The organism is Marilutibacter maris, from assembly GCF_006546735.2.
Lineage (GTDB): Bacteria > Pseudomonadota > Gammaproteobacteria > Xanthomonadales > Xanthomonadaceae > Marilutibacter > Marilutibacter maris.
On the sequence record NZ_VICD02000321.1, the window covers coordinates 1 to 26735 of the forward strand.

Consider the following 26735-nt stretch of genomic DNA (forward strand, 5'->3'; position numbering starts at 1 on the left):
GAGGAAAACACACCGGCCTCGCCTTCGCGCAGGCGACCGGCGACGTCGCGCTCGGCCGCGTCGGCGGAATCCTGCTTGGTCTCGACGCTGGTCGAACCGAACGCGATCACCCGCGGCGCCACGATCGCAGCGTCCGCGTACCAGCGGGCGAACGCGTCCAGCGGGCCGGCACTGATCAGCGCGTCGACCCGTTCCGGCAACGGCGGCATCGATTCGAACCCGCCCTGCAGCCACACCGTCCCGGCATCGCCACCGGGCGGCGCGGCGCGGGTCAGCGCGGTGACCGCCCAGCCGTCGCGGCGCAGGCGGGCGAGCAGCGGTTGCCCGATCTGCCCGCTGGCGCCGAAGATCAGCGCCCGGCGCACGGCAGGCGTTCGCGACCGTTGCGGCCGCGCGCGGGCGGCGTTTCATTCGGCGTTTCATTCGGCGCTTCGACCAGCGCTTCGACCGGCATGGGGCGGACATCGACCATCATCCGCACAGCATACCGAGCGTTGCGGCCGAACCGCCCCAACGGGCGACGCGATACCTTCGGGTAGAATGGCCGGCCGCGACGGCGAACCGGCGTCGCCCACCTCCCCCAACCCCTGAAGCGCTTGATTCCAAAGGGAGATTCCCGAGGAAGTCGCGCAGGCCCCAGGAGCGAGATGCTGGAACTGCTGCTAGCCCTGCCGTTCGTGTTCGCCATCGTGGTGTTGCTGCACCGTTCGGCTTCGCGCCGGACCACCGCCTGGCTGGCCGGCGCCGCCCCGCTGATCGGACTCGGCCTGCTGGCCACCCTGACGCCGGCGGTGCTCGACGGCACCATTCCGCAATCGGTGCACCCTTGGATCCCGCAGCTGGGACTGGCGTTCTCGCTGCGGATGGACGGCCTGGCGTGGATGTTCGCGCTGATGGTGCTGGCGATCGGCGTGCTGGTGGTGATGTACGCCCGCTACTACCTCAGCGCCGAGGAGGATGCGCCGAAGTTCTTCGGCTACCTGCTGCTGTTCATGGGCTCGATGCTGGGCATGGTGATCGCCGGCAACCTGTTGCTGCTGGCGATCTTCTGGGAGCTGACCTCGATCAGCTCGTTCCTGCTGATCGGTTACTGGTCGCGGCAGAACGAGGCGCGCGAGGGCGCGCGCATGGCGCTGACCATCACCGGCGCCGGTGGCCTGGCCCTGCTCGGCGGCGTGATCCTGATCGGCCAGGTGGTCGGCAGCTACGAGCTGGACGCGGTGCTGGCGGCCGGCGACCAGCTGCGCGCCGACCCGATGTATCCGGCGATCCTGGCGCTGGTGCTGGCCGGCATCTTCACCAAGAGCGCGCAGTTCCCGTTCCATTTCTGGCTGCCGCACGCGATGGCGGCGCCGACCCCGGTCTCGGCTTATCTGCACTCGGCGACGATGGTGAAGGCCGGCGTGTTCCTGCTGGCGCGCCTGCACCCGGCCCTGGCCGGCACCGAACTGTTCTTCTACGTGGTCACCAGCATCGGCGCGGCGACCCTGCTGGTCGGCGCCTGGAACGCGATCTTCCAGCACGACCTCAAGGGCCTGCTGGCCTATTCGACGATCTCGCACCTGGGCCTGATCACGATGCTGTTCGGGTTGTCGACGCCGATGGCGGTGGTCGCCGGCCTGTTCCACATCCTCAACCACGCGACCTTCAAGGCCTCGTTGTTCATGGCCGCGGGCATCATCGACCACGAGACCGGCACCCGCGACATGCGCCGGCTCGGCAACCTGCGCCGCTACCTGCCGTTCACCAGCACCCTGGCGATCATCGCCGCGCTGGCGATGGCCGGCATCCCGCTGCTCAACGGCTTCCTGTCGAAGGAGATGTTCTTCGCCCTGGCGCTGGAGATCGAGGGCCACGCCGGGATGCGGATCGCCGCCTCGGTGGTCGCGTTCCTGGCCGGCGTGTTCGGCGTCGCCTACAGCCTGCGCTTCGTCCACGACACCTTCTTCGGCGACGGTCCGCGCGCGGTCGACCGCGAGATCCACGAGCCGCCGCGGTTCATGAAGATCCCGGTCGAGGTGCTGGTGGTGCTGTGCCTGGCGGTCGGCATCGTGCCGGCCTGGACGATCGCGCCGGTGCTGGCGACCGCCGCCCACGGCGTGCTCGGCGATGCGGTGCCCGAGTACAGCCTGGCGATCTGGCACGGCATCAACCTGCCGCTGCTGATGAGCTTCGGCGGCGTGATCGGCGGCGCGCTGCTGTACCTGGGCCTGCGCCGGCTGATCAACCTGCACGCGGTCGCCCGCCACGCGCTGGGCCGCCACCTGTTCCGGGTCAACACCCGCGCCCTGCTGACCAGCGCGCGCCGCTTCACCTTCCACGTCACCGACGGCAGCCTGCAGCGTTCGCTGTGGTGGGTGCTGATCGCCCTGATCGCGATCGCCGGCCTGCCGACCCTCGCCGCCCTCGCCGACGGCGTCGGCGCCAGCCAGCCGATGCCGGTGCTGGGCTGGGCGGTGTGGCTGGTCGCGATCGCCGCGACCGTCGGGACCGTGCTGCTGCATCGCCAGCGCCTGCTGGCGCTGCTGGTCATCGGCGCGGTCGGGCTGGCGGTCAGCCTGATCTTCGTGCTGATGTCGGCGCCCGACCTGGCCCTGACCCAGTTGCTGGTGGAGATGGTCACGATCGCGCTGATGCTGCTGGCGCTGAACTACCTGCCGCAGGAATCGCAGCGCACCGACGATGCCGCCCGCCGCTGGCGCGACGGCGCGATCGCGCTGGTGGTCGGCGCCGGCATCGGCGCGCTGGCCTACGCGATGATGACCCGCCCGCTGGACACCGTCGCCACCGAACTGCTGGCCCGCTCGCTGCCGGAGGGCTACGGCCGCAACGTGGTCAACGTGATCCTGGTCGACTTCCGCGGCTTCGACACCTTCGGCGAGATCACCGTGTTCGGCATCGCCGGCCTGGTCGTGCACGCGCTGCTGCGGCGCGCGCGGATCGCCGCCGACGAGGTCGTGCCCGGCGTCGCCGGTCCGCTGCCGATGCCGTCCAACCTCAGCCATCTGCTGTTCCCGCTGGCGCTGGCGGTATCGGCCTACCTGTTCCTGCGCGGCCACAACGCGCCCGGCGGCGGCTTCATCGCCGGCCTGGTGCTGGCGGTGCCGCTGTTGCTGCAGTACGTACTGCTGGGCTCGCAGTACGTCGAGTCGCGGCTTGGCTTCAACTACGTGCGCTGCATCGGGATCGGCCTGCTGATCGCCGCCGCGACCGGGCTGGCGCCGATGCTGCTGGGCTACCCGTTCCTGACCAGCGGCCACGTCGAGCCGCAGTTGCCGCTGATCGGCACGGTGCCGCTGGCCAGCGCGATCGGTTTCGACACCGGCGTGTACCTGGTCGTGTTCGGCGGCGCGATGCTGATCCTGTCGATGATGGGCACGGTCAATCCGCCGCGCCCACCGGTCCGGCGCGCCCAGCCGGCGCCGGATTCACCCGCCACCACAGGGGAGGACGCCTGATGGAACTCGCCCTCGCCAGCCTGATCGGCCTGCTGAGCGCCGCCGGGGTCTACCTGCTGCTGCGCGCGCGCAGCTTCGACGTGATCCTCGGCCTGACCCTGTTGTCGTACGCGACCAATCTGCTGATCTTCTCCTCGGGTCGGCTGGTGATCGGCAAGCCGCCGGTGCTGCAGGTCGATGAGGCCGGCAAGGCGATCGCGCCGACCCTGGCCCACTACACCGACCCGCTGCCGCAGGCGCTGGTGCTGACCGCGATCGTGATCGCCTTCGCGATGACCGCGGTGACCATCGTGATCGCGATGCGCAGCCGTTCCGACAACGGCAGCGACCACGTCGATGCCGGCGGCGAGGGCATGCCGTGATCGCAGCGATCGATACCGCCGGAACCCTCACCACCCTCGGCGCCCACCTGCCGGTCCTGCCGATCCTGCTGCCGCTGCTGTTCGGCGCGGTGCTGCTGCTGGCCGAGCGTCGCGGCATCGCCGTGCAGCGCGCGGTGTCGGCGCTGGCGATGGCGGTGCTGACCCTGGTCGCCATCGCCCTGGTGCGCGCCGCCGACGCCGATACGATCTCGATGTACCTGGTCGGCGACTGGCCGGCGCGACTGGGCATCGCCCTGGTCGCCGACCGCACCAGCGCGCTACTGGTGCTGACCACGACCCTGCTCGCCGGCGCCTGCCTGCTGTACGCCTGCGCCGGCTGGGACCGCCGCGCGATCCACTTCCACGCGCTGTTCCAGTTGCAGCTGGCCGGCCTCAACGGCGCCTTCCTGACCGGCGACCTGTTCAACCTGTTCGTGTTCTTCGAGGTGATGCTGATCGCCTCCTACGGCCTGCTGCTCAGCGGCGGTCGCGGTCCACGGATGCGCGCCGGCCTGCACTACGTGGTGCTCAACATCACCGCCTCGACCCTGTTCCTGATCGCTCTGGGCCTGCTGTACGGCCTGCTGGGCAGCCTCAACATGGCCGAACTCGCCCAACGCGTCGGCCAGGCCGACCCGTCCAGCCTGGCGCTGATCCGCGCCGCCTCCGGCGTCCTGCTGGTGGTGTTCTGCGCCAAGGCCGCGCTGGTGCCGCTGTACCTGTGGCTGCCCAACGCCTACTCGCGCGCGCCGGCACCGGTGGCCGCGCTGTTCGCGGTGATGACCAAGGTCGGCGTCTACGCGGTGCTGCGGGTCTACAGCCTGGTGTTCGGCAGCGAGGCCGGCGCGCTCGCCGGCTGGGCCTGGGAATGGCTGCTGCCGGCCGGCCTGCTGACCCTGGTGCTGGCGACGCTCGGCGCGCTGGCGAGCAAATCGCTGCGGATGCTGGTCGCGTTCCTGGTGATCGCCTCGGCGGCCACCCTGTTCATCGCGATCTCGCTGAACACCGCCGGGTCGATCGCCGCCGGCCTGTACTACCTGGTCCACAGCACCTTCGTCGCCGGCGCGCTGTTCCTGGTGGTCGACCTGATCCGCCGCCAGCGCGGGGCGATCGGCGACAACCTCGACGTCGCCGGCCCGTTGCGCCACAACGCCATGCTCGGCCTGCTGTTCGCGACCGCCGCGATCTCGGTGTCCGGCATGCCGCCACTGTCGGGCTTCCTCGGCAAGGTGATGCTGCTCGACGCGGTGCCCGCCGATGCGGTGGCCTGGGTGTGGTCGGTGGTGCTGGCGACGAGCCTGCTGACCGTGGTCGCGCTGGCGCGCACCGCCAGCCAGACCTTCTGGCGCGCGCAGCCGTGGCCGGACACCACCCCGGTCCCGGCGCCGCCGTCGCGCGCGCAGGTGGCGGCGGTCGTCCTGCTGCTGGCCTACGGCATCGGCATGACCGTGTTCGGCGGTCCGCTGATGCGCTACACCGATGCCGCGGCCGGACAACTGCTGGCGCCGGCCGACTACATCCACGCGGCGCATGCCACCGCGCCGCAGCTGCGGGAGCCTTCGCCATGAGACGCCTGCTGACCTCGCCGCCGTTGAGCCTGGCGGTACTGCTGCTGTGGCTGCTTCTGGTCGCCGACTTCTCGCCCGGCCAGCTGGCGATCGGCATCATCCTCGCCCTGCTGCTGCCGTGGCTGGCCGGCATGCTCGAACCCGAGCGCGCCAGTTTCGGCCGCACGATCGCGCTGCTGGCGCTGACCCGGCGGGTGTTGTGGGACATGCTGCTGTCGAACATCGAGGTCGCCCGCCGCATCCTCGGCCCGGAGCGCGTGCTGACCCCGGGCTTCGTCTGGATTCCGCTGGAACTGACCAACATCCACGGCATCACCGCGCTGGCCAGCATCATCACCCTGACCCCCGGCACGGTCTCGGCCGAGCTGACCGGGGATCGCCGCTTCCTGCTGGTGCACTGCTTCAACCTGAAGGACGCCGACGCCCAGGTCGCCGAGATCAAGGCACGCTACGAGTCGCTGCTGAAGGAGATCTTCCCGTGACCGTCATCGATCACGCGCTGACCGCCTCGCTGTACATGGTCGCCCTGGCCATGTTGTTCAGCCTGTACCGCCTGCTGGCCGGGCCGTCGGTGCCCGACCGCATCCTCGCCCTGGACACCCTCTACATCAACACCATCGCCGCCCTGATCCTGTTCGGCATGCAGTTGCGCTCGTCGATCTACTTCGAGGCCGCGCTGGTGATCGCGATGCTGGGCTTCGTCGGCACGGTGATGCTCAGCAAGTACGTGCTGCGCCGGGATATCGTCGAATGAACGCCGCGCTGGAATACCTGCTCGCCGCGCTGCTGCTGATCGGCAGCGGCTTCGTGCTGGTCGGCTCGCTCGGCCTGGTCAAGCTGTCGGACTTCTTCAAGCGCCTGCACGGGCCGACCAAGGCGACCACGCTCGGGGTCGGCTGCATCCTGCTGGCCTCGATCGGCTACCACGCCTGGATCGGCGACGGTCTGGGCCTGCGCGAGATCCTGGTCACCCTGTTCCTGTTCATCACCGCTCCGGTCAGCGCCCACCTGATGTCGCTGGCGGCGCTGAAGATCGGCCTGCAGCGGCGCCCCCCGCGCCCCGACGCGGAAACCGGCGGCGTCTCCGGGCGGGAGCCGGACGAAGCCGGCCACTGACCGCCCGGGCCGCGGGCCCGAAGCTGAACTGGCTGCCCATTTCGGCGCAGCCGGAGCGGCCGATCCGGCGAAAATGCGCTCCGGGCACAGTAGCATTACCGGTTTGCAAGCCAATCCGGACGGAAAATCATGACCCGATCCATTGCGAGTCTTTACGTCGCCTGCCTGCTGGCGTTCGCGCCGGCCGCCTTGGCGGGCGACTCGCAGGACGCCAACAGCAAGGACATCCTCGGCTGGATCGAATGGGTCGACATCGGCCGCGGGCCGCTGCGACTCAAGGCCAAGCTGGATACTGGCGCCACCACCTCCTCGCTGACCGCCGAGGACATCGAGGTGTTCAAGAAGGATGGCAAGCGCCACGTCCGCTTCGTGGTCCGCGACGTCGACCACGACGTCGAGGAGTCGTTCGAGTCGCGCCTGGTCCGCTACGTCCGCATCCGCCGCCACGACGAGTCGACCCAGCGGCGGCCGGTGATCGAGCTGGGCATGTGCCTGGGCTCGGTCTACCGCAGGCAGGAGTTCACCCTGGTCGACCGCAGTTCGTTCGTGTACCCGGTGCTGGTCGGCCGCAACTTCATGGCCGGCCATGTCGTCGTCGACCCCGGCGAGACCTTCATCCAGCGGCCATCGTGCCGGCGCCAGGGAATGCTGAGTCCCGACGCCGCTGACGCGGTCGGCCCGGAAGCGGCATGAATCGCTGGCACCTCAGGATCCTCGCCACCCTGCTGGCGGCGACCGCCATCGGGCTGATCGCCTACAAGGCCCGCGTGCTGGGGTATCCGCTGGTACCGGCCGAGGAGGTGGAGAGCTGGGTGGTGGAAGCGCGCCTGGGCTTCGAGCCCGACGGCCGTGCGATCAAGGCCGAACTCGCGATCCCGGCCAACCCACCGGGCTTCCTGATCCTCGACGAGAACTTCGTCTCGCGCGGCTACGGCGTGCAGACCGAGGAGCGCGAGGACAACCGGCTGGCGCTGTGGAGCATCCGCCGAGCGTCCGGCCAGCAGGCGCTGTACTACCGCGCGACCCTGTCCGGACACCAGAGCGAGACCGTGGACGAGGCGGTTCCGGCGCTGGACCAGGCACCGGAGTACGGCGAGCTCGAGGGGGCCGCGGTCGAGGCCATCCTCGACGAGGTCCGCAGCAAGTCCGCCGACATCGCGACCTTCTCATCGCTGCTGGTGAAGATGCTCGCCGGCCCCGCCCCCAACGAGAACGTGCAGCTGTTGCTGCCCCAGCCGGCGACCCGCGAACAGCTGACCCGGACCTCGATCCATGTCCTGGCCGGCGCCCACATCCCGGCGCGGATGGTCTGGGGCATCCATCTGGCCGAAGGCATCCGCGACCCGGTTCCCGAGCCCTGGCTGGAGGTCAACAACGGCGAGCGCTGGATCGCGATCAACCCCGCCGACGCCAGTCACGGCTACCCGTCCGACTTCCTGATCTGGTGGTACGGCGACGCGCCGCTGTTCACGGTCGAGAACGCGCGCCATCCCGAGCTCAAGTTCTCGGTCACCCGCAGCCTTGAGCCGGCCCTGGAGATGGTCGGCCGGCAGACCGAGCTGGTCGGCTCGCCGGTCAGCGCCTATTCGCTGTCGAACCTGCCGGTGCACGTGCAGAACGTCTACCGCTCGCTGCTGCTGGTGCCGATCGGCATCCTGCTGATCGTGATCCTGCGCAACGTGGTCGGCATCCGCACCTTCGGCACCTTCATGCCGGTGCTGATCTCGCTGGCGTTCCGCGAAACCGACCTGGCCTCCGGCGTGCTGCTGTTCTCGGTGATCGTGACCCTGGGCCTGGCGGTGCGGTTCTATCTCGAACACCTCAAGCTGCTGCTGGTGCCGCGACTGGCGGTGGTGGTGATCGTGGTGATCATGCTGATGCTGCTGGTCAGCATGCTGGCGCACCGGCTCGAGTTCGACGTCGGACTGTCGGTGGCGCTGTTCCCGATGGTGATCATGGCGATGACCATCGAGCGCATCTCGATCGTCTGGGAGGAGCACGGCCCGGCCGATGCGATCACCCAGGCGATCGGCAGCCTGGCGGTGGCGATCGCCTGCTATCTGGCGATGTACAACGCACGGGTCGAGTACTTCGTGTTCGTGTTCCCCGAGGTGCTGCTGCTGGTGCTGGCGGTCGCGCTGATGATGGGCCGCTACACCGGCTACCGTCTCAGCGAGCTGCTGCGCTTCCGCGCGCTCGCCCAGGGGGCGCGGCGATGAGGTGGTTCGCCTGGCCCGGTGAGCTGCGCCGTGCCGGCGTGCTGAGCATGAACGCGCGCAACGCGCTGTACATCGCCGAGCGCAATCCGCGCCGGCTGTACCCGCGGGTGGACGACAAGCTGCTCACCAAGCAGCTCGCGCTGGACGCCGGAATGGCGGTGCCCGACCTCTACGGCGTGGTCTCGACCTACCACGACGCGCGCCGCTTCGAGCGCCTGCTGGAGGGACGCGAGGACTTCGTCATCAAGCCCGCCCGCGGCGCCGGCGGCGACGGCATCGTGGTGGTGGCCGGACGCCTTGGCGACGGCTATCTGAAGATCAACGGCGCGCGGATGGCGCGCGAGGACATCGTCTACCACCTGGGCAACATCCTGTCCGGGATGTACAGCTTCGGCGGGCGCCCCGACCGCGCGATGATCGAATACCGGGTGCGGCCGGACTCGGTGTTCAACGCGATCTCGCACCTGGGCGTGCCCGACGTGCGGGTGATCGTGCAGCGCGGCTTCCCGGTGCTGGCGATGCTGCGACTGCCCACGCGCGCCTCCGGCGGCAAGGCCAACCTGCACCAGGGCGCGGTCGGCACCGGTATCGACATCGCCACCGGGCTGACCACGCACGGGGTCTGGCACGGCCATCCGGTCGACAAGCATCCCGACAGCCTGGAACCGCTGGAAGGGGTGGAGATTCCGGGCTGGGACCGGATCCTCGAACTGTCCGCACGCGGCTACGAGCTGACCGGCCTGGGCTACCTCGGCGTCGACATCGTGATCGACCGAGAGCAGGGACCGCTGATCCTGGAGCTCAACGCCCGCCCCGGCCTGGCCATCCAGGTCGCCAACCGCCGTGGCCTGCGCGCGCGGCTGGAGCAGATCGACCGCGAGGCGGACCGCGACATGGAAGCGACCGCTCGCGCCGCCTTCGTGCGCGAACGGTTCGCCAGCGCGCGATAGCCCCTCGCCGGCGCCTGCTCAGCCGTACAGGAACAGCAGCTCCAGACCGACCCAGCCGGCGCAGGCGGCCAGCAGCACGCCGCCCTCGCCGCGGCTGATGCGCAGATCGCCGCGCAGCATCGGCACCAGCATCAACGCGACCAGCAGCGCCGCCGGCAGCTCGAAGCGGACGAACGATGCGGCGATCGGCAACGGCTGCCACAGCGCCATCGCACCGACCACCACGAGCAGGTTGAACAGGCTGGAGCCGATCACATGTCCGGCGACCATGTCGCCCTGCCCACGCCGCGCGGCCGCGATCGCCGCGGCCACCTCCGGCAGCGCCGTGGCGATCGCCACCGGCAGCAGGCCGGTCAACAGCGGGGTCATGCCCATCGCCGCGCCCAGCGCCAGTGCGTTGTCGACCACCAGCCCGGCACCGTAGTAAAGCAGCGCCGCGGCCACCGCGAAGCGCAGCAGGTTCAGCCCCAGCGCGGTCCGGGTCTGCGCGTAGGCGGCGATCGCGTCCTGCACCTCGGGCGCCTCGTTGCGGGTGCGCGCCAGCGCGAACGCCAGCACCGCGACGAAGGCCGCCAGCAGCCCCGCCCCCTCGATCCGGCCGAGACCGCCGTCCAGCGACAGCCCGATCACCGCCAGCGTGCCCAGCAGCAACAGCAGCAGCAGCGGCGACAGCGCGCGCCAACGCACCAGCAGCGGCGCCGCGACCGCGGCCGCGCCCAGGGTCAGACCGAAGTTGACGATATTGCTGCCGACCGCGTTGCCCAGCGCCAGCGCCTGCTGGCCGTCGACCACGGCCCGGAGATTGACCGCCAGTTCCGGCAGCGAGGTGCCGAACGCCACCAGCACCAGTCCGGCCACGAACGGCGAGGCGCCGATCCGCTGGGCCAGGCCGGAGGCGCCCTTGACGATCGAATCGCCGCCCAGCGCCAGCAGCACCAGGCCGAGCACGAACCACAGGATGGTTGCGGACATCTGACGCTCCCCTACGCAGTCGGTCGGCGCGGGCCGGGCCTGACGGCGCCCCCGCGTCGATCCATTCTAGCCACGATGCCGCGACGGCGAGCGTCCGTGCCTGCGGCCGCTCAGGAGCAACCTTCCACGTAGTCGACCTGCGGCGCGCGGCCTGCGCGCCAGGCGCTGACCCGGCCATCGGCGTCGACGACGAACACCAGTACGCCGTCGCCGCCGCCGGCATCGCCCGCGCCCAGGCCGGTCACCCGCAGGTACTGCCCGCCCTCGACGTACTTGTGCGGCATCGCCTCGTAGCGGCCGGCGTAGAGCGCGCGGATCGCATCGCCCTGCACGCCCACGCGGCCGCCGCCCGGCGCCTCGATGTCCGGGTCGGAGACGTCGTAACGCACGAATCGGTCGTCTTCGAGCATGAACGCCGGACTCTCCCCGCCGCTGCCGGCGCGCAGGTAGTGGCAGTTGCTGCCCTCGGCCGGTTCGCCGATCGCGGCCAGCGCGGGTTGCTCCGTCCAGGCCGCGCGCATCTGCTCGGCGGTCATGCCGATGCGCAGCGGCCCGTACCCGTCCACCCGGGCCGGACCGGTCTCGCGCGACGGCGGCGGCTGCAGGCCCGACGCGGTGGCCGGAGGCACGTCCTCGGCCGGCTGGTCGTCGAGCGCCAGCGTCTGTTGCGGCGCGCCATCATCGTCATCGCCGGGAACCGGCGCGGCGGCGTCGGCGCTCGCCGCCGGCGCATCCGTCGCGTCAACGATCGCGTCCGCATCTCCGCCATCGTCGTGACGCTGGCAGCCGACCAGCAGGACCGCCGCCGCCAGCATCGCCGCCAGCGCGGCCGCAGGCACCGCCGGGCGCGCGCCCACGGGCAACGGATACGGTGCGTTCGACTGGGACCGGAGCATCCCGGTCTGCGCAGGTGTTCTCATGGGCGCTCTCATGGCTTGACGGACGGACAAGGGGCACAGACTAGCGGCTCCCCATGTGCAGCCGGCGCGAACGAGGTGGCGGCGACCCGCCCCCGGACACGAGGAACACGTCACGGATTCCAGCGATTCCTGTGCCGCATCGCACGCGGGGAACGCGAATGTAATCGCGTTTTAACCTGCCGTCACTAGCCTCTGGCGCGCACTCAGCGGGGGCCTGCGATGCTGCTGCACAAGACGCCTAAAGCCCATGCCGCCCTGACCGGCCATTCGGCCCGGCTCAGTACCGTGGAACGGCGCGCGCTGATCATCAGCAACGGCCAGCGCGATCTGGACGAGATCGTCGGCCTGCTCGGCGGCGATGCCCGCGCTGCGGTCGAACGGCTGCTGCGCGAGGACTATCTGGTCGCGAACCGGCGCCCGCGCTCGCCCCTGGATGCGGCGGCATCGATGCCGAAGGGCGCGCCGCAGGCCCCCGCTCGCCTGCCGCACGACACGCCGGCCCCGGCCTTCGGTGCGACCGCCACACCCTCGCCCGCAGCGGCCACGCAACAGTCCCTGCGCAGCGCCCCCCGGCGCTCGCTGGCCGCGTCGAAGATGTACGTGATCGGCCTGTTGCAACTGCTGCGCAACGCCGATGCCGCGGCCCTGGCCGCCACCCTGCAGGCAAGCCGCGACCCGGACGGGACGGTCGCCGGCATGCTCGACGCGCTGCGCCACATCCATGCCACCTGCAACCCGTCCTATACCCACCGGGTCGCCGATCGCCTGACCGAGATCCTGCCCGAATCCCACCTGCTGGCGCTGCATGCCGAGCGCGCCCGCTGGTCGCGGGCCTGAGGCCCCCGGCACGTCCGCCAGCGGACGGTCAGCGCAGCGGCGTGAAGTGCTTCTTCAGGCCGGCCCAGCAGGCCTGGTAGTCGCGCTGGCGATGCCCGGCCTCGACCGCCTGCGGGGTCGGCCGCAGCACCGCGCGGGTCTCGAACATGAAGGCCATGGTGTCGACGATCACGTCCGCCTGCGACAGGTCGGCGCTGCTGGCCTTCTCGAAGGTCGCCGCATCCGGGCCGTGCCCGCTCATCGAGTTGTGCAGCGACGCACCGCCGGGCACGAAGCCCTCGGCCTTGGCGTCGTAGGCGCCGTGCACCAGGCCCATGAACTCGCTGGCGATGTTGCGGTGGAACCACGGCGGCCGGAAGGTGTCCTGCGCGACCAGCCAGCGCGGCGGGAAGATCACGAAGTCGAGATTGCTGGTGCCCGGGGTATCGCTGGCCGAGTGCAGGACCAGGAAGATGCTGGGGTCCGGATGGTCGTAGCTGATCGAACCGATCGTGTTGAAGCGGCGCAGATCGTATTTGTATGGCGCGTAGTTGCCGTGCCAGCCGACCACGTCCAGCGGCGAATGTCCGATCGGCGCCCGCCACAGGTGGCCCTGGAACTTGGCGATCAGCTCGAAGTTGCCCTGCACGTCCTCGTAGGCCGCGTTCGGAGTCAGGAAGTCGCGCGGATTGGCCAAGCCATTGCTGCCGATCGGTCCCAGGTCGGGCAGGCGCAGCAGCGCGCCGAAGTTCTCGCACACGTAGCCGCGCGCCTCGCCGTCGGGCAGCGACACCGCGAAGCGGATGCCGCGCGGGATTACCGCGATCTCCTGCGGCTCGATCTCGATCATGCCCAGCTCGGTGGCGACGCGCAGGCGCCCCGACTGCGGCACGATCAGCAGCTCGCCATCGGCGTCGTAGAACCAGCGCCCGTCCATGTCGCGATTGGCCGCGTACAGATGGATGCCGACACCATGCTGGCCCGCCGGCGAACCGTTGCCGGCCATGGTGAACAGACCGTCGACGAAATCGGTCGGCGACGACGGCATCGGCAGCGGACTCCAGCGCATCTGGTCGGGACTGACCGGGCCGTCACCGAAGTCGTTGTGGAAGGTGCCGATATCGATCCGCTCGAACGCGCCGTGCATCGCCGCCGGACGGATCCGGTACAGCCAGCTGCGGCGGTTCTCGGCGCGTGGCGCGGTGAAGGCGGTACCGGACAGCTGCTCCGCGTACAGACCGTGCGCGACCCGCTGCGGCGAGTTGCGTCCGACCGGCAGGGTGCCGGCGACCGCCTCGCTCGCGAACTCGTTGCCGAAACCGGATTGGTAACCGTTCGATTCCATGCGCGTCCCGCCTCGATCCGGGAACAGGGTTGATGTAGGAGCGGCGTGAGCCGCGATCGACCTGTCTCGCGGCTCACGCCGCTCCTACGGGAACATGCAACGACAGGGCCCGGCCTGCCTGGGACGGGCCCCGCGGCGAAGGGACGTTACAGCACGCCGCGCTTCATCTGGTCGCGCTCGATCGACTCGAACAGGGCCTGGAAGTTGCCCTCGCCGAAGCCCTCGTTGCCCTTGCGCTGGATGATCTCGAAGAAGATCGGTCCGATCGCGTTCTGGGTGAAGATCTGCAGCAGCTTGCGCTGCTTGGTCTCCGGATCGGCGTCGATCAGGATCTTGTTCTTCTGCAGCCGCGGCACGTCCTCGCCGTGGTCCGGAATGCGCTGGTCGATCACCTCGAAGTAGGTGTCCGGGGTGTCCAGGAACTCGACGCCGGCCGCGCGCATCGCCTCGACGGTGTCGTAGATGTTGTCGGTGAAGCAGGCGATGTGCTGGATGCCCTCGCCCTTGTAGGCGTCGAGGTACTCGTTGATCTGCGACTTCGGATCGCTGGACTCGTTGAGCGGAATCCGCACGATGCCGTCCGGCGCGGTCATCGCCTTCGACACCAGGCCGGTCTTGGCGCCCTTGATGTCGAAGTAGCGGATCTCGCGGAAGTTGAACAGCTTCTCGTAGTAGTCCGACCACTTGGCCATGTTGCCGAAGTACAGGTTGTGGGTCAGGTGGTCGATGAAGGTCAGACCGAAGCCGGCCGGATTGGCGTCGGCGCCCTCGATCGCGGCATAGTCGTCGCCATAGACGCTGCCGGCGTCGCCGTACTTGTCGACCAGGTACAGCATGCAGTCGCCGATGCCCTTGACCACCGGCGCCTCGACCGCCTTGCTGTCGGCCTTGTCGGTCACCGCCTCGCCGCCGTTGCTGACCACGGTGTCGAACACCTTGCCGGCCGATTCCTTGAAGCGGATCGCGAAGCCGCAGGCGCACGGGCCGTGCTTGGCGGCGAAGTCCGCGGCGAAGCTGTCCGGGTCCTCGTTGACCAGGAAGTTGACACCGCCCTGCCGATACACCGTAATCGGACGGCGCTTGTGGCGCAGCACGGCGGTGAAGCCGAGCTTGCGGAAGTAGTCGTGCAGGGCCTCGCCCTGTCCGGCCGGCGCGGCGAATTCGACGAACTCGAAGCCGTCGATGCCGAGCGGATTCTCGAACGTGGTGACCTGCATGCCAAGGTTGGGCTGGACGCTCATGGGGGACTCCTGGTGTCTGCTGGGGGCAGGGTCTGCCCTGGGGATGGAGAGGAACCGCCACCAACGACACGGACGGCGACGATCCACATCCCCGCTTTATAGTTTCAAATGAAACCATACGCAAGGCCATCGTACGAGATGAACAGCTCCAAGCCGACCGCCAATCCGCCCACGGGCAAGGCTCCACAAGCCCCGGCCCATGCCCAGCTCGATCTCGAGCATTTCCTGCCGTACCGCCTGTCGGTGCTGTCGAACCGGGTCAGCTCGGCGATCGCGGGCGTCTATTCGGAGCGGTTCGCGCTGGGCATCACCGAATGGCGGGTGATGGCCGTGCTCGGCCGCTACCCGGACCTGTCCGCCAACGAGGTCGCCCAACGCACCGCGATGGACAAGGTCGCGGTCAGCCGCGCGGTCGCGCGCCTGGTCGAGGCCGGGCGCCTGGTCCGCGAGATGCACGACGACGACCGCCGCCGCTCGGTGCTGAGCCTCAGCGAGGACGGCTACCGGATCTACGATGAGGTCGCGCCGCTGGCACTGGACTTCGAACGGCGCCTGCTCGGCGGGATCAGCGAGGCCGAGCGCGCGGTGCTGTTCAACCTGCTCGACCGGCTCGACGAACTGGAACTGCAGGCCGAGGCCGAGGCCGCCGGCGGCTGAGACAGCGCGGCTTGCCCATGGTCGGCGGCGCCCCCAGATCGGGAGCCGTCGCCATCGCACAGACCGCTTCCATGTCCGACGCCCCCACGCACACCGCCGACCTGGCCGGGATCAACCACAAGATCGTCGCCGACGGCGAAAGCCTCCCCGCAGTCAGACTCAAGGACGGCAGCACGGTGCAGACCGGCACCGTCGCCACGATGCTGCACAACATCGGCCTGTACAACGCCGGCGAACGCGGCGAGGTCGAGCGCCAGCTCGAACTGGCGGTGCCGACCCTGATCAAGGTCGGCCTGTTCGAACTGTTCCCGCCGGACGAATGGCTGGCCGGCGACAACCCCGGCCGCCGCTTCGTCGGACTGAAGGCCCGGGCCCTGCTCGACGGCGACTGAGCCGCAACACGACACTTCCCGATTCGCATCCCCACAACGGACGACGGCGACCCGAGGGCCGCCGTCGCCGGGTTCGATGACGGTCAGGCCGTCACTTCACGCCGTGCATCAACTTGTTGATCAGCGGCGCGATCACGAACAGCAGTACGCCGGCACCCGCCAGCGCCCAGAAGCCGAACGTGTAGCCGGCATGCGCCGACTCGACCGTCATGCCGCCGGAACCGCTGACGCGCCCGGCGAAAATGCCGGCCAGATTGTTTCCGATCGCGATCGACAGGAACCAGCAGCCCATCGCCATGCCCGCCAGACGGTGCGGCGCCAGCTTGGTGGTCATCGACAGGCCTATCGGCGACAGGCACAGCTCGCCCACCGACTGGATCACGTAGACCATGAACAGCGTCCAGAACGGGATCTTGCCGTTGCCGTCGACCATGCTCGACAGCGCGACCATCAGCAGCAGGAAGGCCAAGCCGTTGAAGAACAAGCCGAGGCCGAACTTGCGCGGGATCGACGGGTTGGCCTTGCCCATCTTCACCCACATCCACGCCATGATCGGCGCGAAGGTGATGATCGCGACCGAGTTCACCGACTGGAACCACTCCAGCGGGAAGGTCCAGTCGCCGAACTCGCGGTTGACGATCTTGTCGGCGAGGAAGGTGAACGAACTGCCGGCCTGTTCGAAGAACATCCAGAACAGCACGTTGAACACGAAGATAATCAGCAACGCGGCGACCTTGTCGCGTGCCACATGCCCCTCACGGAACCCCTCGGCCAGCAACATCACCGCCGGCACGATGAACAAGGCCATCAGGATGTACTGCAAATAGGTCGCATCGATCGTGAGCAGGGTATAGAACAGCGGAATGCCGACGACCGCGCCCAGGCCGATGACCATCGCGATCCGGCTGAGACCTTCCTGCCCTGCCGGCGGCAGACCGATGCCCTTGAGCTGGCTGCGGCCAAACCAGAACCAGACCAGGCTCAGCAGCATGCCGATACCGGCCGAGATGAACACCCACTGGTAGTGCGGGGCCTCTTCGGTACCGAAGATCTGCTTGGCGAGAATGCCGGTAATCACCGGCGCGATCATCGCGCCGATATTGATGCCCATGTAGAAGATGGTGAAGCCCGAATCGCGGCGCGCGTCGCCGGTCGCATAGAGCTTGCCGACCATGGTCGAGATGATCGGCTTGAACAAGCCGTTGCCTACGATGATCGTCGCCAGACCGAGGTTGAACAGGCTCTGGGAGGGGGAGGTCAGCATGAACAGGCCCACGGCCATGAACACCGCACCGACCAGGATCGAACGTTGGAAGCCGATCAGCTTGTCGGCGACGTAACCGCCGAAGATCGCACCTGCGTACACCAGGGCCAGATAGGCACCGTACAACTCGCTCGCGGGCTTTTCTCCGGAAGGATCGCCAGCGTGGAACTGGGCCACGATGTACAGCACCATCGCCCAACGGATGCCGTAGAACGCGAAGCGTTCCCAGAACTCCGACATGAACAGCATCCACAAGGGCTTGGGATGCCCCATGATCTGCTTGAATTCCGGAATGGCGGCTCCCTGCCCCGGCGTTTGCGATGCGGTTCCGCTCATGCGGTCTCCCCCGTAAGAAAGTCTTTCTTAAGAATTATGAATGCGCCCGCGCTGGACACACGGGACGGGCGAGGATTACCGACGCCGCGGCCCCGCGTCAAACCAGCGGCGTATTGCTGCAACGCAACAAAAGCCCGGGCGGGGACCGCTCACCCGGCCGGATAGACGTAGCTCGCCCCGACCCCCAACGGCAGCCCCAGCGCCCAGAAGGCGAGCAGGAACGCCGTCCACAACACCAGCAGGGCGATCGAATACGGCAGCATCAGCGCGATCAGGGTGCCGATTCCGCTGGATTTCACGTATTTCTGGCAGAACACCACGATCAGCGGGAAGTACGGCATCAGCGGGGTAATGATGTTGGTGCTGGAGTCGCCGACGCGATAGGCGGCCTGGGTCAGGTCCGGCGATACCCCCAGTTGCATCAGCATCGGCACCATCACCGCGCCGATCAGCGCCCACTTGGCCGAGGCCGACCCGACCATCAGGTTGACGAAGCCCGACAGCAGGACGATGCCGGCCAGGGTCATCCCCATCGGCAGGTTCATCGCCTGCAGCAGGCTCGCGCCCTCGATCGCCAGCAGCGCGCCGAGGTTGCTCTGGCCGAAGGCATAGATGAACTGCGCGCAGAAGAAGGCCATCACCACGTAATAGCCCATCCCGCTCATCGCCTTGCTCATGCCCTTGATGATGTCGCGGTGCGAGCCGGCGCTGCCGGACACGTAGCCGTAGACGACGCCGGGAATCAGGAAGAACACGAAGATCAGGCCGACGATCGAGCGCATCAGCGGAGCCGCCGCGGTCAGCAGCGGATTCACCCCCGACAACACCTGGTCCGCCGGCGCCGCCCACGGCGTTCCCGGCAGCAGCAGGGTCGCCACGAACAGCATGATCGCCAGCACCGTCGCGACCAGCGCGGCAATCAGGCCACGGACCTCGGCGGCGGCCAGCGGCTCCATCTTCGGCATGTCGGCGGGGTCGCCATCGACCTGGGTGCCGCGCAGGCGCGGTTCGATCACCCGGTCGGTCAGGAACCAGCCGACCGCGACCACCAGGAAGGTCGACGCGGTGGTGAACACGTAGTTGTTGAGCGGGTTGATCTGGACCGAGGCATCGGTGATGTGCGCGGCCGCCTGGGTCAGCCCGGCCAGCAACGGGTCCAGGCTGGAAGGCACGAACATCGTCGCCGAGAAGCCGCCCGACACGCCGGCGAAGGCGGCGGCGACGCCGGCCAGCGGGTGGCGCCCGGCGGCGTAGAAGATCACCGCGCCCAGCGGGATCACCAGCACGTAGCCGGCGTCCACCGCGACATGGCTGAGCACGCCGACCGCGATCAGCATCGGCGTCAGCAGCACGCGCGGGGTGACCGTCAGGATCGCCCGCAACGCCGCGCTGATGAAGCCGGTGTGCTCGGCCACCCCCAGTCCCAGCATCGCCACCAGCACCACGCCCAGCGGCGGGAAGTTGACGAAGGTCGGCACCATCTGCGCCATGAACTCGACCAGCGCATCGCCACCGAGCATGTTGCGGATCTGGATCGGCTCGCCGCTGCGCGGGTCGATCGCGCCGAAGCTGACCTGGGACAGCAGCGCCGAAGCGACCCAGACCGCCAGCATCAGCAACAGGAACAGCATCGCCGGGTCCGGCAGCCGGTTGCCGACGCGTTCGACCGCATCGAGGAAACGGGTGACGATGCCGCGGGGCGTCGGGGTGGCGGTCGGCTCGGGCATGGAAGCTCCTGGCTGGATGGATCGGACCCGCGCTCGACACGCCGGGCGGGCCGATCCTAGCAGCTGGCGGCCTCAGCTCCGGTCGGGCGCGGCCTCTCCGCCGCCATATCCGGCCGACGGCGAGATCGAGGTGCGCACGTCGAACAGTTCGGGGAAGAAGGTCAGCTCCAGCGCCTGCTTGAGGAAGCCCACCCCGCTGGAACCGCCGGTGCCTCGCTTGAAACCGATGACCCGCATCACCGTGCGCATGTGGCGGAAGCGCCACAGCTGGAACTGGCTTTCCAGGTCGACCAGGTCCTCGCACAGCGCGTATTCGCGCCAGTAACGGTCGGTGTCCTCGTAGATGCCCTCGAATACCCGCACCAGCGCCGGGTCGTGCACGTGGGTGTGGCGCCAGTCGCGCTGCAGGTGGGCGTCCGGCACCGCGTGGCCGAAACGCGCCAGATAGATCAGGAACTCGTCGTACAGGCTCGGCGCCAGCAGCACCCGCTCCAGGCCCGCCTGCGCCTGCGGATCGTAGGCGAACACCTTGAGCATCGCCTCGTTCTTGTTGCCCAGCAGGAACTCGATGGTGCGGTACTGCAGCGACTGGAAGCCCGAGGAGGGCCCCAGCGTCTCGCGGAAACCCATGTACTCGGACGGGGTCAGGGTCTCCAGCACCGACCACTGTTCGGTCAACTGGCGCATCACCTGCTTGCAGCGGGCGAGGATCTTGCGGCACTGCCAGACCTCGTCGCGCTGCAGATGGGCGATCGCCGCGGTCAGCTCGTGGATCATCAGCTTCATCCACAGCTCGGAGGTCTGGTGCTGGATGATGAACAGCAGCTCGTCGTGGTGCGCGGGGCGGGTCAGCGGCTCCTGCGCCGACAGCAGCCGGTCCAGGTGCAGATAGCCGCCGTAGCTCATCCGGCCCGACAGGTCGGTATGGATGCCGGACTCCAGCTCGCGTTCGTTCTTGTCGACGGTCATGGGGAATTCCTGCGCGGGGGCGCAAGCGTAGCGCATCGACGCGGCCGACGGCCGGCGGAGCCGCCCGGCCGGGCCCCGCCGGTCATGGTTTTGAAACCGGCGCGGCTCAGGCTAACGTGTCCCGTGCCGTCCGGGACCATGGTCGGTCCCAACAGGGGGACGGGCGCCCACAACCTTTATGGGGAAGGAATTCATGCATATCTCATCCGGCCGTTCAAGCGGCCGTCTGCTCGTGGCCGTCCTGGGGGTGGCCTCGCTGGCGACGTTCGCCGGCCAGGCCCACGCCGAGGTCGTCGTCAGTCAGGTCTACGGCGGCGGCGGCAACTCCGGGGCCACCTATCGCAACGACTTCATCGAACTGCGCAACAACGGCGCCAGTGCGGTCGACCTGAGCGGCTGGAGCGTCCAGTACGCCTCCTCCAGCGGCAGCTCCTGGCAGCGCACCGAACTGTCCGGCAGCATCTCCCCGGGCGGCTTCTACCTGGTCCAGCAGGCCGCCGGCTCCGGCGGTACCGCCGACCTGCCGACGCCCGACGCGATCGGCACGATCAGCATGTCCTCCAGCAACGGCAAGGTCGCCCTGGTCAACGGCGGCGGCGCGCTGAGCGGCACCTGCCCGCTGGGCGAGACCGTGGTGGTCGACTTCGTCGGCTTCGGCAGCGCCAACTGCTTCGAGGGCGCCGCCGCGACCCCGTCGCTGAACAACACTTCGGCCGCGCTGCGCAAGGGCGACGGCAGCGTCGACAGCGACGACAACGCCGCCGACTTCGACCGCGGCGCGCCGGATCCGCGCAACAGCGGCGCCGAGCCGCCGGATCCGCCGGAACCCCCGGTCGCGCTGACGATCGCCCAGATCCAGGGCGATGGCCTGGTCTCGACGCACGTCGACAAGACCGTGATCACCGAGGGCGTGGTCACCGCGCTGAAGTTCAACAACGGCTTCTTCCTGCAAAGCGCCAACGACGACGGCAACCCGGCCACCTCGGACGGCATCTTCGTCTACACCGGCAGCGCCCCGACCGTCGCGGTCGGCGACAGCCTGCGGGTCACCGGCACGGTCACCGAGTTCACCCCGTTCTCCGACGCCAACCAGCTGAGCATCACCGAGCTGGTGTCGCCGACGATCGAAGTGCTGGGCAATGGCGCCGCACTGCCGGCGGCGATCGAACTGACCGCGACCGATCTCGGCCCCGACGCACTGCCCGGCGCCCTGGAGAAGCTCGAGGGCATGCGCGTGAGCGTCGCCGAGGCCATCGCGGTTTCCGGTTCCGGCGGCAGGATCGACGAGAACGACGCACGCGCCTCCACCGACGGCGTGTTCCACGTCACCCTGCCCGGCATCGCCCGTCCGTTCCGCGAAGAAGGCATCGGCGTGCTCGACGCGATCCAGATTCCGGGCGACAAGAACCCGCCGCGCTTCGACACCAATCCCGAGCGGCTGATGGTACGCAGCTGGGGCCAGATCGGCTCGGCGCCGCTGTCGGTCGACGCCGATGCGCAGATCGCCGGGTTGCTGGGCGTGCTCGACTACTACTCCGGCACCTGGGCGCTGCTGCCCGACGTCGGCACCCCGCCGACCGTCGCCGGCGGCCGCCTGCCCGAAGCGGTCAACGACGCCTCCTACGACGAGGTCACCATCGCCAGCTTCAACATGCTGCGGCTGTTCGACGAGATCGCCGACGGCAATGGCGCGACGACCCTGACCCCGGAAGCGCTGGACCGGCGCCTGGCCAAGGCCGCGCTGGCGGTCTGCGACTACCTGAAGTCGCCCGACATCATCGGCGTGGTCGAGGTCGAGAACGCCCGCGTGCTGCAACTGCTGTCCGATCGCATCGACGCCAACTGCCCCACGGCGCCGGGCTATGTGCCCTATCTGGAGCCGGGCAACGACATCGGCGGCATCAACGTCGGCTTCCTGGTCAGCTCGCGCGCGGTCGACGGCGGCCTCGCCCGCGTCGAGGTCCTGGACGTGACCCAGTTCGGCAAAGACACCCTGCTGAACAACCCGAACGGCAGCACCAGCCTGCTCAACGACCGTCCGCCGCTGCGCCTGCGTGCGCGCATCCGCCAGGACGGCAGCAGCGCCTACCCGGTGACGGTGATCGTCAACCACCTGCGTTCGCTCAACGGCATCGACGACTTCTCGCCGGGCAGCAGCGGCTGGGCGACGACCAGCGAGCGCGTGCGCGCCAAGCGTGGCGCCCAGGCGGCCTACCTGGCCGGTCTGGTCGAGCAGTTCCAGCAGAACGACCCGAACGAGCGCATCGTGCTGGTCGGCGACTTCAATGCCTTCGAGGTCAACGACGGCTACGTCGACGTGATGGGCATCGTCCGCGGCGACGCGGCGCCGGCCGACCAGGTCCTGACCTGGGTCGACAGCCCGCTGACCACGCCGCTGGTCGACGGCTCGCAGCTGATCCCGGATCCGGCCGAGCGCTACTCGTACGTGTTCGCCGGCAACGCGCAGACGCTGGACCACGTGCTGGTCAACGAGACCCTGGTGATGGACTCGGCGATGCTGGAAATCGATCACCCGCGCATCAATGCCGATTTCGGCGTCGACAACTTCGACGACGCCACCATCGCGATCCGCTCGTCCGACCACGACCCGGTGCGCCTGCGCATCGCGGTGCCGGACTTCCGTCGCGCCGACCTGTCGGTGACCGCCTCGTCGGCCAGCGCCGGCGCCGAGGTCGGCGACAGTGTCCGCTTCGATGCCAGCGTCGCCAATGCCGGTCCGGGCGAAGCGACCTCGACCGCGGTGGCGTTCGTGTTCGATGCCCTGCTGGTGCCGGCTCCGGCCAGCATCCCGAGCGGCTGGACCTGCGCCGCGCCGGTGCAGGATGCCGACAGCACCACCCTGACCTGCACCACCGCCTCGTTCGCGAGCGGTGCCAGTGCCGCGTTCGCGATCGACGCGATCGTCCCCGCCTCCAGCGCGGGCGACGCGCTGCGCGTGGGCGTCGCCGCCCAGTCGCAGGTCAACGACCCGGCCAACGCCGACAACCAGGCCAGCGTCAGCGTCCCGGTCGCCGCCCTGGGCTCGGCCGACCTGTCGGTGCGCCTGATCGGCGATGCCCGCCCGCTGCGTCGCAACACCATCGCGACCTTCCTGGCGCCGGTGCGCAACGCCGGTCCGGATGCGGCGAACAACGTGCGCCTGGTGGTCGAGGGCAACGTCGAGGCCAACCGTGCCGCGATCGCCGCCCCGCGCGGCTGGTCGTGCAGCCGCGCCACCGCCACCGCCAGCGGCTTCCGTGCCGAGTGCCTGCGCGAAGGCAAGATGGCGCGTGGCACCCAGTGGCTGGCGTTCGCGGTGATCGTCCCGGGCCATCCGCGACGTGGCCAGGCGCTGTCGTTCAGCGCCGAGGTCGACTCCGATACGCCGGACCCGCGTGGCGGCAACAACCACGACGAACTGGACGTGCGCTTCGGCCGCGGCCACGCCTACGGCCGCCGTCACTGAGCACGGCCCAAGGCGGTAACCACGAGGGCGCGGCCGACACGGCCGCGCCCTTTTTCGTGCCAGTAGGGATGGGGTAGGACGTGTCGCGAATCTGGACAGCCTCGTCGGTCGCGCGAACGGCAACGGTACGTCGCAGGAGCGGCACAAGCCGCGATGAAGCATTCATGGGAAGGCCCATCGCGGCTTACGCCGCTCCTACGGGATGGAGGCGCCTGGCCCGGCTCCGCTCGCCCCACCTCCCCCGCGCGCCTAGCGCTTTTGCCGCAGGCTTGCATGTCGCAGCGCGCAACGGTCCCTTAAGGCGGCTTGGTTATCATCGGACGATCATGTTTTACGGGAACCAGTCGCGATGACCGTCGCCGCGAAGTTCGAAATCGAGTACCTGCAATACCTCGATCCGCAAGGAAAGCCGATCGGCAAGCTGCCGCCGGCATTCGAGGATCCCAAGACCCTGCTGCCGCTGTTCAAGCAGATGCTGTTCGTGCGCACCTTCGACGACAAGGCGATCCGCCTGCAGCGCACCGGCAAGCTCGGCACCTACGCCGCCTGCCTCGGTCACGAGGCGACCCACGTCGGCATCGGCGCGTCGATGCAGGAAGCCGACGTGTTCGCGCCCAGCTACCGCGAATACGGCGCGCAGTTCATGCGCGGCGTGCAGGCGCGCGAGATCCTGCTGTACTGGGGCGGCGACGAGCGTGGCAACGACTTCGCCGTGCCGCGCCACGACTATGCCTGGAGCGTGCCGATCTCGACCCAGTGCCTGCACGCGGCCGGTGCCGCGCTGGCGTTCAAGCTGCGCGGGCAGAAGCAGCTCGCGGTCGCCTGCTGCGGCGACGGCGGCTCGTCCAAGACCGACTTCTACGCCGCGCTCAACTCCGCCGGCGCCTACCAGCTGCCGCTGATCCTGTGCGTGGTCAACAACGGCTGGGCGATCTCGGTGCCGCGCTCGGCCCAGACCGGCGCCCAGACCCTGGCGCAGAAGGGGCTGGCCGGTGGCCTGCACTGCCTACAGGTCGACGGCAACGACCTGATCGCCGTGCTCGAGGGCATGCGCCGCGCCGCCGAGCGCGCGCGCAACGGCGAGGGCGGCAGCGTGATCGAGTTCATGACCTACCGCCTGCACGACCACACCACCGCCGACGACGCCCGCCGCTACCGCGACGACGCCGAGGTCAAGGACGCCTGGACCCGCGACCCGATGGTCCGCCTGCGCAACTACCTGACCGCGCAGAAGCTGTGGAGCGAGGACGAGGAGAAGGCCTGGGCGGAGGAATGCGCGCGCAAGGTCGACGTCGAGATCAACGCCTACCTGGAGACCCCGGTGCAGCCGGTCGAGGCGATGTTCGATTACCTCTACGCCGATCCGCCGGCGGACCTGCTGGAACAGCGCGAAGCGGCGATCCGTCGCGAGGGACGCGCATGAACAAGGCCGAGACCATGACCGCGACTCCATCCAACGCCGCCGCCGAGGCGCCCGCCGCCGCCGCGATCACCCTGATCGAGGCGATCACCCAGGCGCTGGCCTACGAGATGCGCAACGACGACACCGTGCTGGTGCTGGGCGAGGACGTCGGCGTCAACGGCGGCGTGTTCCGCGCGACCGCCGGCCTGCAGCAGCAGTTCGGCCCCGAACGCGTGCTCGACACCCCGCTCGACGAGACCACCATCGCCGGCCTCACCGTCGGCCTGGCCAGCCAGGGCATGAAGCCGGTCGCCGAAGCGCAGTTCGACGGCTTCATGTATCCGATGGTCGACCACATCGTCTGCCACGCGGCGCGCTTCCGCTATCGCACCCGCGGCCGCCTGACCTGCCCGATGGTGCTGCGGGTGCCGTGGGGCGGCGGCATCCGCGCGCCGGAACACCACAGCGAGGCCAACGAGGCGATCTTCACCAACGTGCCCGGCCTGCGGGTGGTGATGCCGTCCTCGCCGGCGCGCGCCTACGGCCTGCTGCTGGCGGCGATCCGCGAACCCGACCCGGTGATCTTCTTCGAGCCCAAGCGCATCTACCGCCAGTACAAGGAGGTCGTGCCCGACGACGGCGAGGCGCTTCCGCTGGACGTGTGCTACGTGCTGCGCGACGGCAGCGACGTGACCCTGGTGACCTGGGGCGCGCAGGTGAAGGAGACCCTGGAGGCGGCCGACAAGCTCGCCGGCGAGGGCATCAGCGCCGAGGTCATCGACGTCGCCACCCTGCGCCCGCTCGACTTCGCCACCATCGCCGAGTCGGTGTCCCGCACCGGCCGCTGCGTGATCGTGCACGAGGCGCCCAAGACCGCCGGCTTCGGCGCCGAGATCGCCGCGCGCCTGGCCGAGGAATCGATGTACGACCTGCTCGCGCCGGTCGAGCGCGTCACCGGCTACGACACCCACATCCCACTGTTCCGTCTCGAGATGAAGTACCTGCCCGGCGTCGACCGCATCGTCGCCGCGGCCAAGCGTGCCCTCGCCAACGGCTGATCGACCTGCAAGGACCGACATGAGCGACAAGAAGACCTTCCTGCTGCCCGACCTCGGCGAGGGCCTGCCCGACGCCACCATCGTCGAGTGGTTCGTCAAGCCCGGCGACACCATCCGCCTGGACGACAACCTGGTGTCGATGGAAACCGCCAAGGCGGTCGTCGAGGTGCCCTCGCCGGTCTCCGGCAAGGTGCTGAAGCTGGCCGGCGAGGCCGGCGACGTGATCATCACCGGCAAGATGCTGGCCGAGTTCGAGATCGACCCGTCGATGCCGCAGCGCGCCGAGGGCCAGGACACCGGCCATCACCACGGCGGCGGCGATCACGACGAGGCACCGGCACCCGAGGCGCCCGCGCCTGCGCCGGCCGAGGCCGCCGGCGAGCGTGCCGACAGCGGCACCGTGGTCGGCGCGATGCAGTCCTCCGATACCGTCCACAGCGAGCAGGCCAGCAGCGTCGGCGGGGTCAGGGCGATGCCGGCGGTGCGCGCGATGGCGC

At 69.2% G+C, this 26735-nt stretch carries 24 protein-coding genes and 1 pseudogene; 16 read left to right on the top strand and 9 right to left on the bottom strand.

The genetic code is table 11. The annotated features are described in order from the left end of the window. Together FKV24_RS17860 and FKV24_RS20095 are read right to left on the bottom strand one after the other, a co-directional pair. Positions 1-365 (bottom strand): annotated as a pseudogene (locus FKV24_RS17860) (nucleoside-diphosphate sugar epimerase); the annotation flags it as partial. Then, the gene (locus FKV24_RS20095; RefSeq protein ID WP_283016221.1) at positions 350-475 is read right to left on the bottom strand and encodes a hypothetical protein; all 126 of its coding nucleotides are present in this window, start codon (positions 473-475) and stop codon (positions 350-352) included. The pseudogene FKV24_RS17860 and the gene FKV24_RS20095, both read right to left, overlap by 16 nt. A gap of 172 nt (positions 476-647) precedes the next feature. Here FKV24_RS20095 and FKV24_RS17865 point away from each other — a divergent pair, with 172 nt between their 5' ends. The 9 genes from FKV24_RS17865 to FKV24_RS17905 all read left to right on the top strand — a co-directional run bounded on the left by FKV24_RS17865 (position 648) and on the right by FKV24_RS17905 (position 9673). Then, positions 648-3458 carry a monovalent cation/H+ antiporter subunit A gene (locus FKV24_RS17865; protein WP_141483355.1) on the top strand — a complete coding sequence of 937 codons (2811 nt, stop codon included), beginning with the start codon at positions 648-650 and terminating at the stop codon, positions 3456-3458. Continuing rightward, positions 3458-3820: a Na+/H+ antiporter subunit C gene (locus tag FKV24_RS17870; RefSeq protein ID WP_141483356.1), complete on the top strand. Its 363-nt coding sequence runs from the start codon at positions 3458-3460 to the stop codon at positions 3818-3820. Before FKV24_RS17865 ends, FKV24_RS17870 begins: the two co-directional genes overlap by 1 nt. Continuing rightward, positions 3817-5388 carry a monovalent cation/H+ antiporter subunit D gene (locus tag FKV24_RS17875; RefSeq protein ID WP_249041086.1) on the top strand — a complete coding sequence of 524 codons (1572 nt, stop codon included), beginning with the start codon at positions 3817-3819 and terminating at the stop codon, positions 5386-5388. The genes FKV24_RS17870 and FKV24_RS17875 overlap by 4 nt, the downstream gene beginning before the upstream one ends. After that, entirely contained in the window at positions 5385-5870 is a 486-nt protein-coding gene (locus FKV24_RS19970; RefSeq protein ID WP_141483357.1) for a Na+/H+ antiporter subunit E, read from the top strand. Before FKV24_RS17875 ends, FKV24_RS19970 begins: the two co-directional genes overlap by 4 nt. Positions 5871-5905: 35 nt before the next feature. Next, positions 5906-6142, top strand: a complete 237-nt coding sequence (locus FKV24_RS19975; protein WP_111267942.1) for a K+/H+ antiporter subunit F — start codon at positions 5906-5908, stop codon at positions 6140-6142. Then, positions 6139-6504, top strand: coding sequence for a Na+/H+ antiporter subunit G (locus tag FKV24_RS17890; RefSeq protein ID WP_111265534.1), 366 nt, complete (start codon positions 6139-6141; stop codon positions 6502-6504). Before FKV24_RS19975 ends, FKV24_RS17890 begins: the two co-directional genes overlap by 4 nt. Before the next feature lie 129 nt (positions 6505-6633). Beyond that, a complete protein-coding gene (locus tag FKV24_RS17895; protein WP_141483358.1) occupies positions 6634-7197 on the top strand; it encodes an ATP-dependent zinc protease family protein in 564 nt (187 codons plus the stop codon). Continuing rightward, complete coding sequence (locus FKV24_RS17900) at positions 7194-8723, top strand: inactive transglutaminase family protein (protein WP_141483359.1); 1530 nt, start codon at positions 7194-7196, stop codon at positions 8721-8723. The genes FKV24_RS17895 and FKV24_RS17900 overlap by 4 nt, the downstream gene beginning before the upstream one ends. Further along, on the top strand, positions 8720-9673 hold the full coding sequence (locus tag FKV24_RS17905) for an alpha-L-glutamate ligase-like protein (protein WP_141483360.1): 954 nt from the start codon (positions 8720-8722) through the stop codon (positions 9671-9673). Before FKV24_RS17900 ends, FKV24_RS17905 begins: the two co-directional genes overlap by 4 nt. A gap of 18 nt (positions 9674-9691) precedes the next feature. On the opposite strand, the gene FKV24_RS17910 is transcribed toward FKV24_RS17905, so the two are convergent. Then, positions 9692-10645 carry a sodium:calcium antiporter gene (locus tag FKV24_RS17910; RefSeq protein ID WP_141483361.1) on the bottom strand — a complete coding sequence of 318 codons (954 nt, stop codon included), beginning with the start codon at positions 10643-10645 and terminating at the stop codon, positions 9692-9694. 110 nt (positions 10646-10755) lie between these two features. Beyond that, positions 10756-11502 (bottom strand): lectin, encoded by a 747-nt coding sequence (locus tag FKV24_RS17915; protein WP_249041087.1) that lies wholly within the window; start codon positions 11500-11502, stop codon positions 10756-10758. A gap of 282 nt (positions 11503-11784) precedes the next feature. On the opposite strand from FKV24_RS17915, the gene FKV24_RS17920 reads away from it, so the two are divergent. Next, positions 11785-12402, top strand: coding sequence for a hypothetical protein (locus tag FKV24_RS17920; protein WP_141483362.1), 618 nt, complete (start codon positions 11785-11787; stop codon positions 12400-12402). Between the two features lie 28 nt (positions 12403-12430). Here the strand turns inward: FKV24_RS17920 and hmgA are convergent, their stop codons facing one another. Continuing rightward, on the bottom strand, positions 12431-13726 hold the full coding sequence (hmgA, locus tag FKV24_RS17925; protein WP_141483363.1) for a homogentisate 1,2-dioxygenase: 1296 nt from the start codon (positions 13724-13726) through the stop codon (positions 12431-12433). 146 nt (positions 13727-13872) lie between these two features. Then, a complete protein-coding gene (gene hppD / locus FKV24_RS17930) occupies positions 13873-14943 on the bottom strand; it encodes a 4-hydroxyphenylpyruvate dioxygenase (protein ID WP_141483371.1) in 1071 nt (356 codons plus the stop codon). A 162-nt stretch (positions 14944-15105) separates the two neighbouring features. Between hppD and FKV24_RS17935 the strand changes: the two genes are divergently transcribed. Next, a complete protein-coding gene (locus tag FKV24_RS17935; protein ID WP_111265525.1) occupies positions 15106-15624 on the top strand; it encodes a MarR family winged helix-turn-helix transcriptional regulator in 519 nt (172 codons plus the stop codon). Between the two features lie 71 nt (positions 15625-15695). After that, positions 15696-16016, top strand: a complete 321-nt coding sequence (locus FKV24_RS17940; RefSeq protein ID WP_141483364.1) for a DUF7709 family protein — start codon at positions 15696-15698, stop codon at positions 16014-16016. Positions 16017-16107: 91 nt separating this feature from the next. On the opposite strand, the gene FKV24_RS17945 is transcribed toward FKV24_RS17940, so the two are convergent. From FKV24_RS17945 to FKV24_RS17955, 3 genes are all read right to left on the bottom strand, one after another. After that, positions 16108-17616, bottom strand: coding sequence for a peptide MFS transporter (locus FKV24_RS17945; RefSeq protein ID WP_141483365.1), 1509 nt, complete (start codon positions 17614-17616; stop codon positions 16108-16110). 149 nt (positions 17617-17765) lie between these two features. Continuing rightward, the gene (locus FKV24_RS17950) at positions 17766-19343 is read right to left on the bottom strand and encodes an AbgT family transporter (RefSeq protein ID WP_141483366.1); all 1578 of its coding nucleotides are present in this window, start codon (positions 19341-19343) and stop codon (positions 17766-17768) included. A 72-nt stretch (positions 19344-19415) separates the two neighbouring features. After that, positions 19416-20312: a tryptophan 2,3-dioxygenase gene (locus tag FKV24_RS17955; protein ID WP_141483367.1), complete on the bottom strand. Its 897-nt coding sequence runs from the start codon at positions 20310-20312 to the stop codon at positions 19416-19418. Between the two features lie 193 nt (positions 20313-20505). On the opposite strand from FKV24_RS17955, the gene FKV24_RS17960 reads away from it, so the two are divergent. The 4 genes from FKV24_RS17960 to FKV24_RS17975 all read left to right on the top strand — a co-directional run. Further along, a complete protein-coding gene (locus FKV24_RS17960; RefSeq protein WP_170288366.1) occupies positions 20506-23778 on the top strand; it encodes a lamin tail domain-containing protein in 3273 nt (1090 codons plus the stop codon). 349 nt (positions 23779-24127) lie between these two features. Further along, positions 24128-25201, top strand: coding sequence for a pyruvate dehydrogenase (acetyl-transferring) E1 component subunit alpha (gene pdhA / locus FKV24_RS17965; RefSeq protein WP_141483369.1), 1074 nt, complete (start codon positions 24128-24130; stop codon positions 25199-25201). After that, the gene (locus FKV24_RS17970; protein WP_407067494.1) at positions 25198-26238 is read left to right on the top strand and encodes an alpha-ketoacid dehydrogenase subunit beta; all 1041 of its coding nucleotides are present in this window, start codon (positions 25198-25200) and stop codon (positions 26236-26238) included. The genes pdhA and FKV24_RS17970 overlap by 4 nt, the downstream gene beginning before the upstream one ends. 19 nt (positions 26239-26257) lie before the next feature. Beyond that, positions 26258-26735, top strand: a 478-nt coding sequence (locus FKV24_RS17975; RefSeq protein WP_343200245.1) for a biotin/lipoyl-containing protein, incomplete at its 3' end; no start/stop codon positions are given.

Excerpts from the sequence above, each read along its gene's own strand:
- FKV24_RS17945 (WP_141483365.1), bottom strand. The coding sequence starts at position 17,616 with ATGAGCGGAACCGCATCGCAAACGCCGGGGCAGGGAGCCGCCATTCCG.
- FKV24_RS19975 (WP_111267942.1), top strand. The coding sequence starts at position 5,906 with ATGGTCGCCCTGGCCATGTTGTTCAGCCTGTACCGCCTGCTGGCCGGG.
- FKV24_RS19970 (WP_141483357.1), top strand. The coding sequence starts at position 5,385 with ATGAGACGCCTGCTGACCTCGCCGCCGTTGAGCCTGGCGGTACTGCTG.
- FKV24_RS20095 (WP_283016221.1), bottom strand. The coding sequence starts at position 475 with ATGATGGTCGATGTCCGCCCCATGCCGGTCGAAGCGCTGGTCGAAGCG.
- FKV24_RS17895 (WP_141483358.1), top strand. The coding sequence starts at position 6,634 with ATGACCCGATCCATTGCGAGTCTTTACGTCGCCTGCCTGCTGGCGTTC.
- FKV24_RS17890 (WP_111265534.1), top strand. The coding sequence starts at position 6,139 with ATGAACGCCGCGCTGGAATACCTGCTCGCCGCGCTGCTGCTGATCGGC.
- FKV24_RS17955 (WP_141483367.1), bottom strand. The coding sequence starts at position 20,312 with ATGACCGTCGACAAGAACGAACGCGAGCTGGAGTCCGGCATCCATACC.
- FKV24_RS17910 (WP_141483361.1), bottom strand. The coding sequence starts at position 10,645 with ATGTCCGCAACCATCCTGTGGTTCGTGCTCGGCCTGGTGCTGCTGGCG.
- FKV24_RS17940 (WP_141483364.1), top strand. The coding sequence starts at position 15,696 with ATGTCCGACGCCCCCACGCACACCGCCGACCTGGCCGGGATCAACCAC.
- FKV24_RS17865 (WP_141483355.1), top strand. The coding sequence starts at position 648 with ATGCTGGAACTGCTGCTAGCCCTGCCGTTCGTGTTCGCCATCGTGGTG.
- FKV24_RS17900 (WP_141483359.1), top strand. The coding sequence starts at position 7,194 with ATGAATCGCTGGCACCTCAGGATCCTCGCCACCCTGCTGGCGGCGACC.
- hppD (WP_141483371.1), bottom strand. The coding sequence starts at position 14,943 with ATGCAGGTCACCACGTTCGAGAATCCGCTCGGCATCGACGGCTTCGAG.
- FKV24_RS17870 (WP_141483356.1), top strand. The coding sequence starts at position 3,458 with ATGGAACTCGCCCTCGCCAGCCTGATCGGCCTGCTGAGCGCCGCCGGG.
- FKV24_RS17960 (WP_170288366.1), top strand. The coding sequence starts at position 20,506 with ATGCATATCTCATCCGGCCGTTCAAGCGGCCGTCTGCTCGTGGCCGTC.
- FKV24_RS17920 (WP_141483362.1), top strand. The coding sequence starts at position 11,785 with ATGCTGCTGCACAAGACGCCTAAAGCCCATGCCGCCCTGACCGGCCAT.
- FKV24_RS17950 (WP_141483366.1), bottom strand. The coding sequence starts at position 19,343 with ATGCCCGAGCCGACCGCCACCCCGACGCCCCGCGGCATCGTCACCCGT.
- hmgA (WP_141483363.1), bottom strand. The coding sequence starts at position 13,726 with ATGGAATCGAACGGTTACCAATCCGGTTTCGGCAACGAGTTCGCGAGC.
- FKV24_RS17905 (WP_141483360.1), top strand. The coding sequence starts at position 8,720 with ATGAGGTGGTTCGCCTGGCCCGGTGAGCTGCGCCGTGCCGGCGTGCTG.
- pdhA (WP_141483369.1), top strand. The coding sequence starts at position 24,128 with ATGACCGTCGCCGCGAAGTTCGAAATCGAGTACCTGCAATACCTCGAT.
- FKV24_RS17970 (WP_407067494.1), top strand. The coding sequence starts at position 25,198 with ATGAACAAGGCCGAGACCATGACCGCGACTCCATCCAACGCCGCCGCC.
- FKV24_RS17935 (WP_111265525.1), top strand. The coding sequence starts at position 15,106 with ATGAACAGCTCCAAGCCGACCGCCAATCCGCCCACGGGCAAGGCTCCA.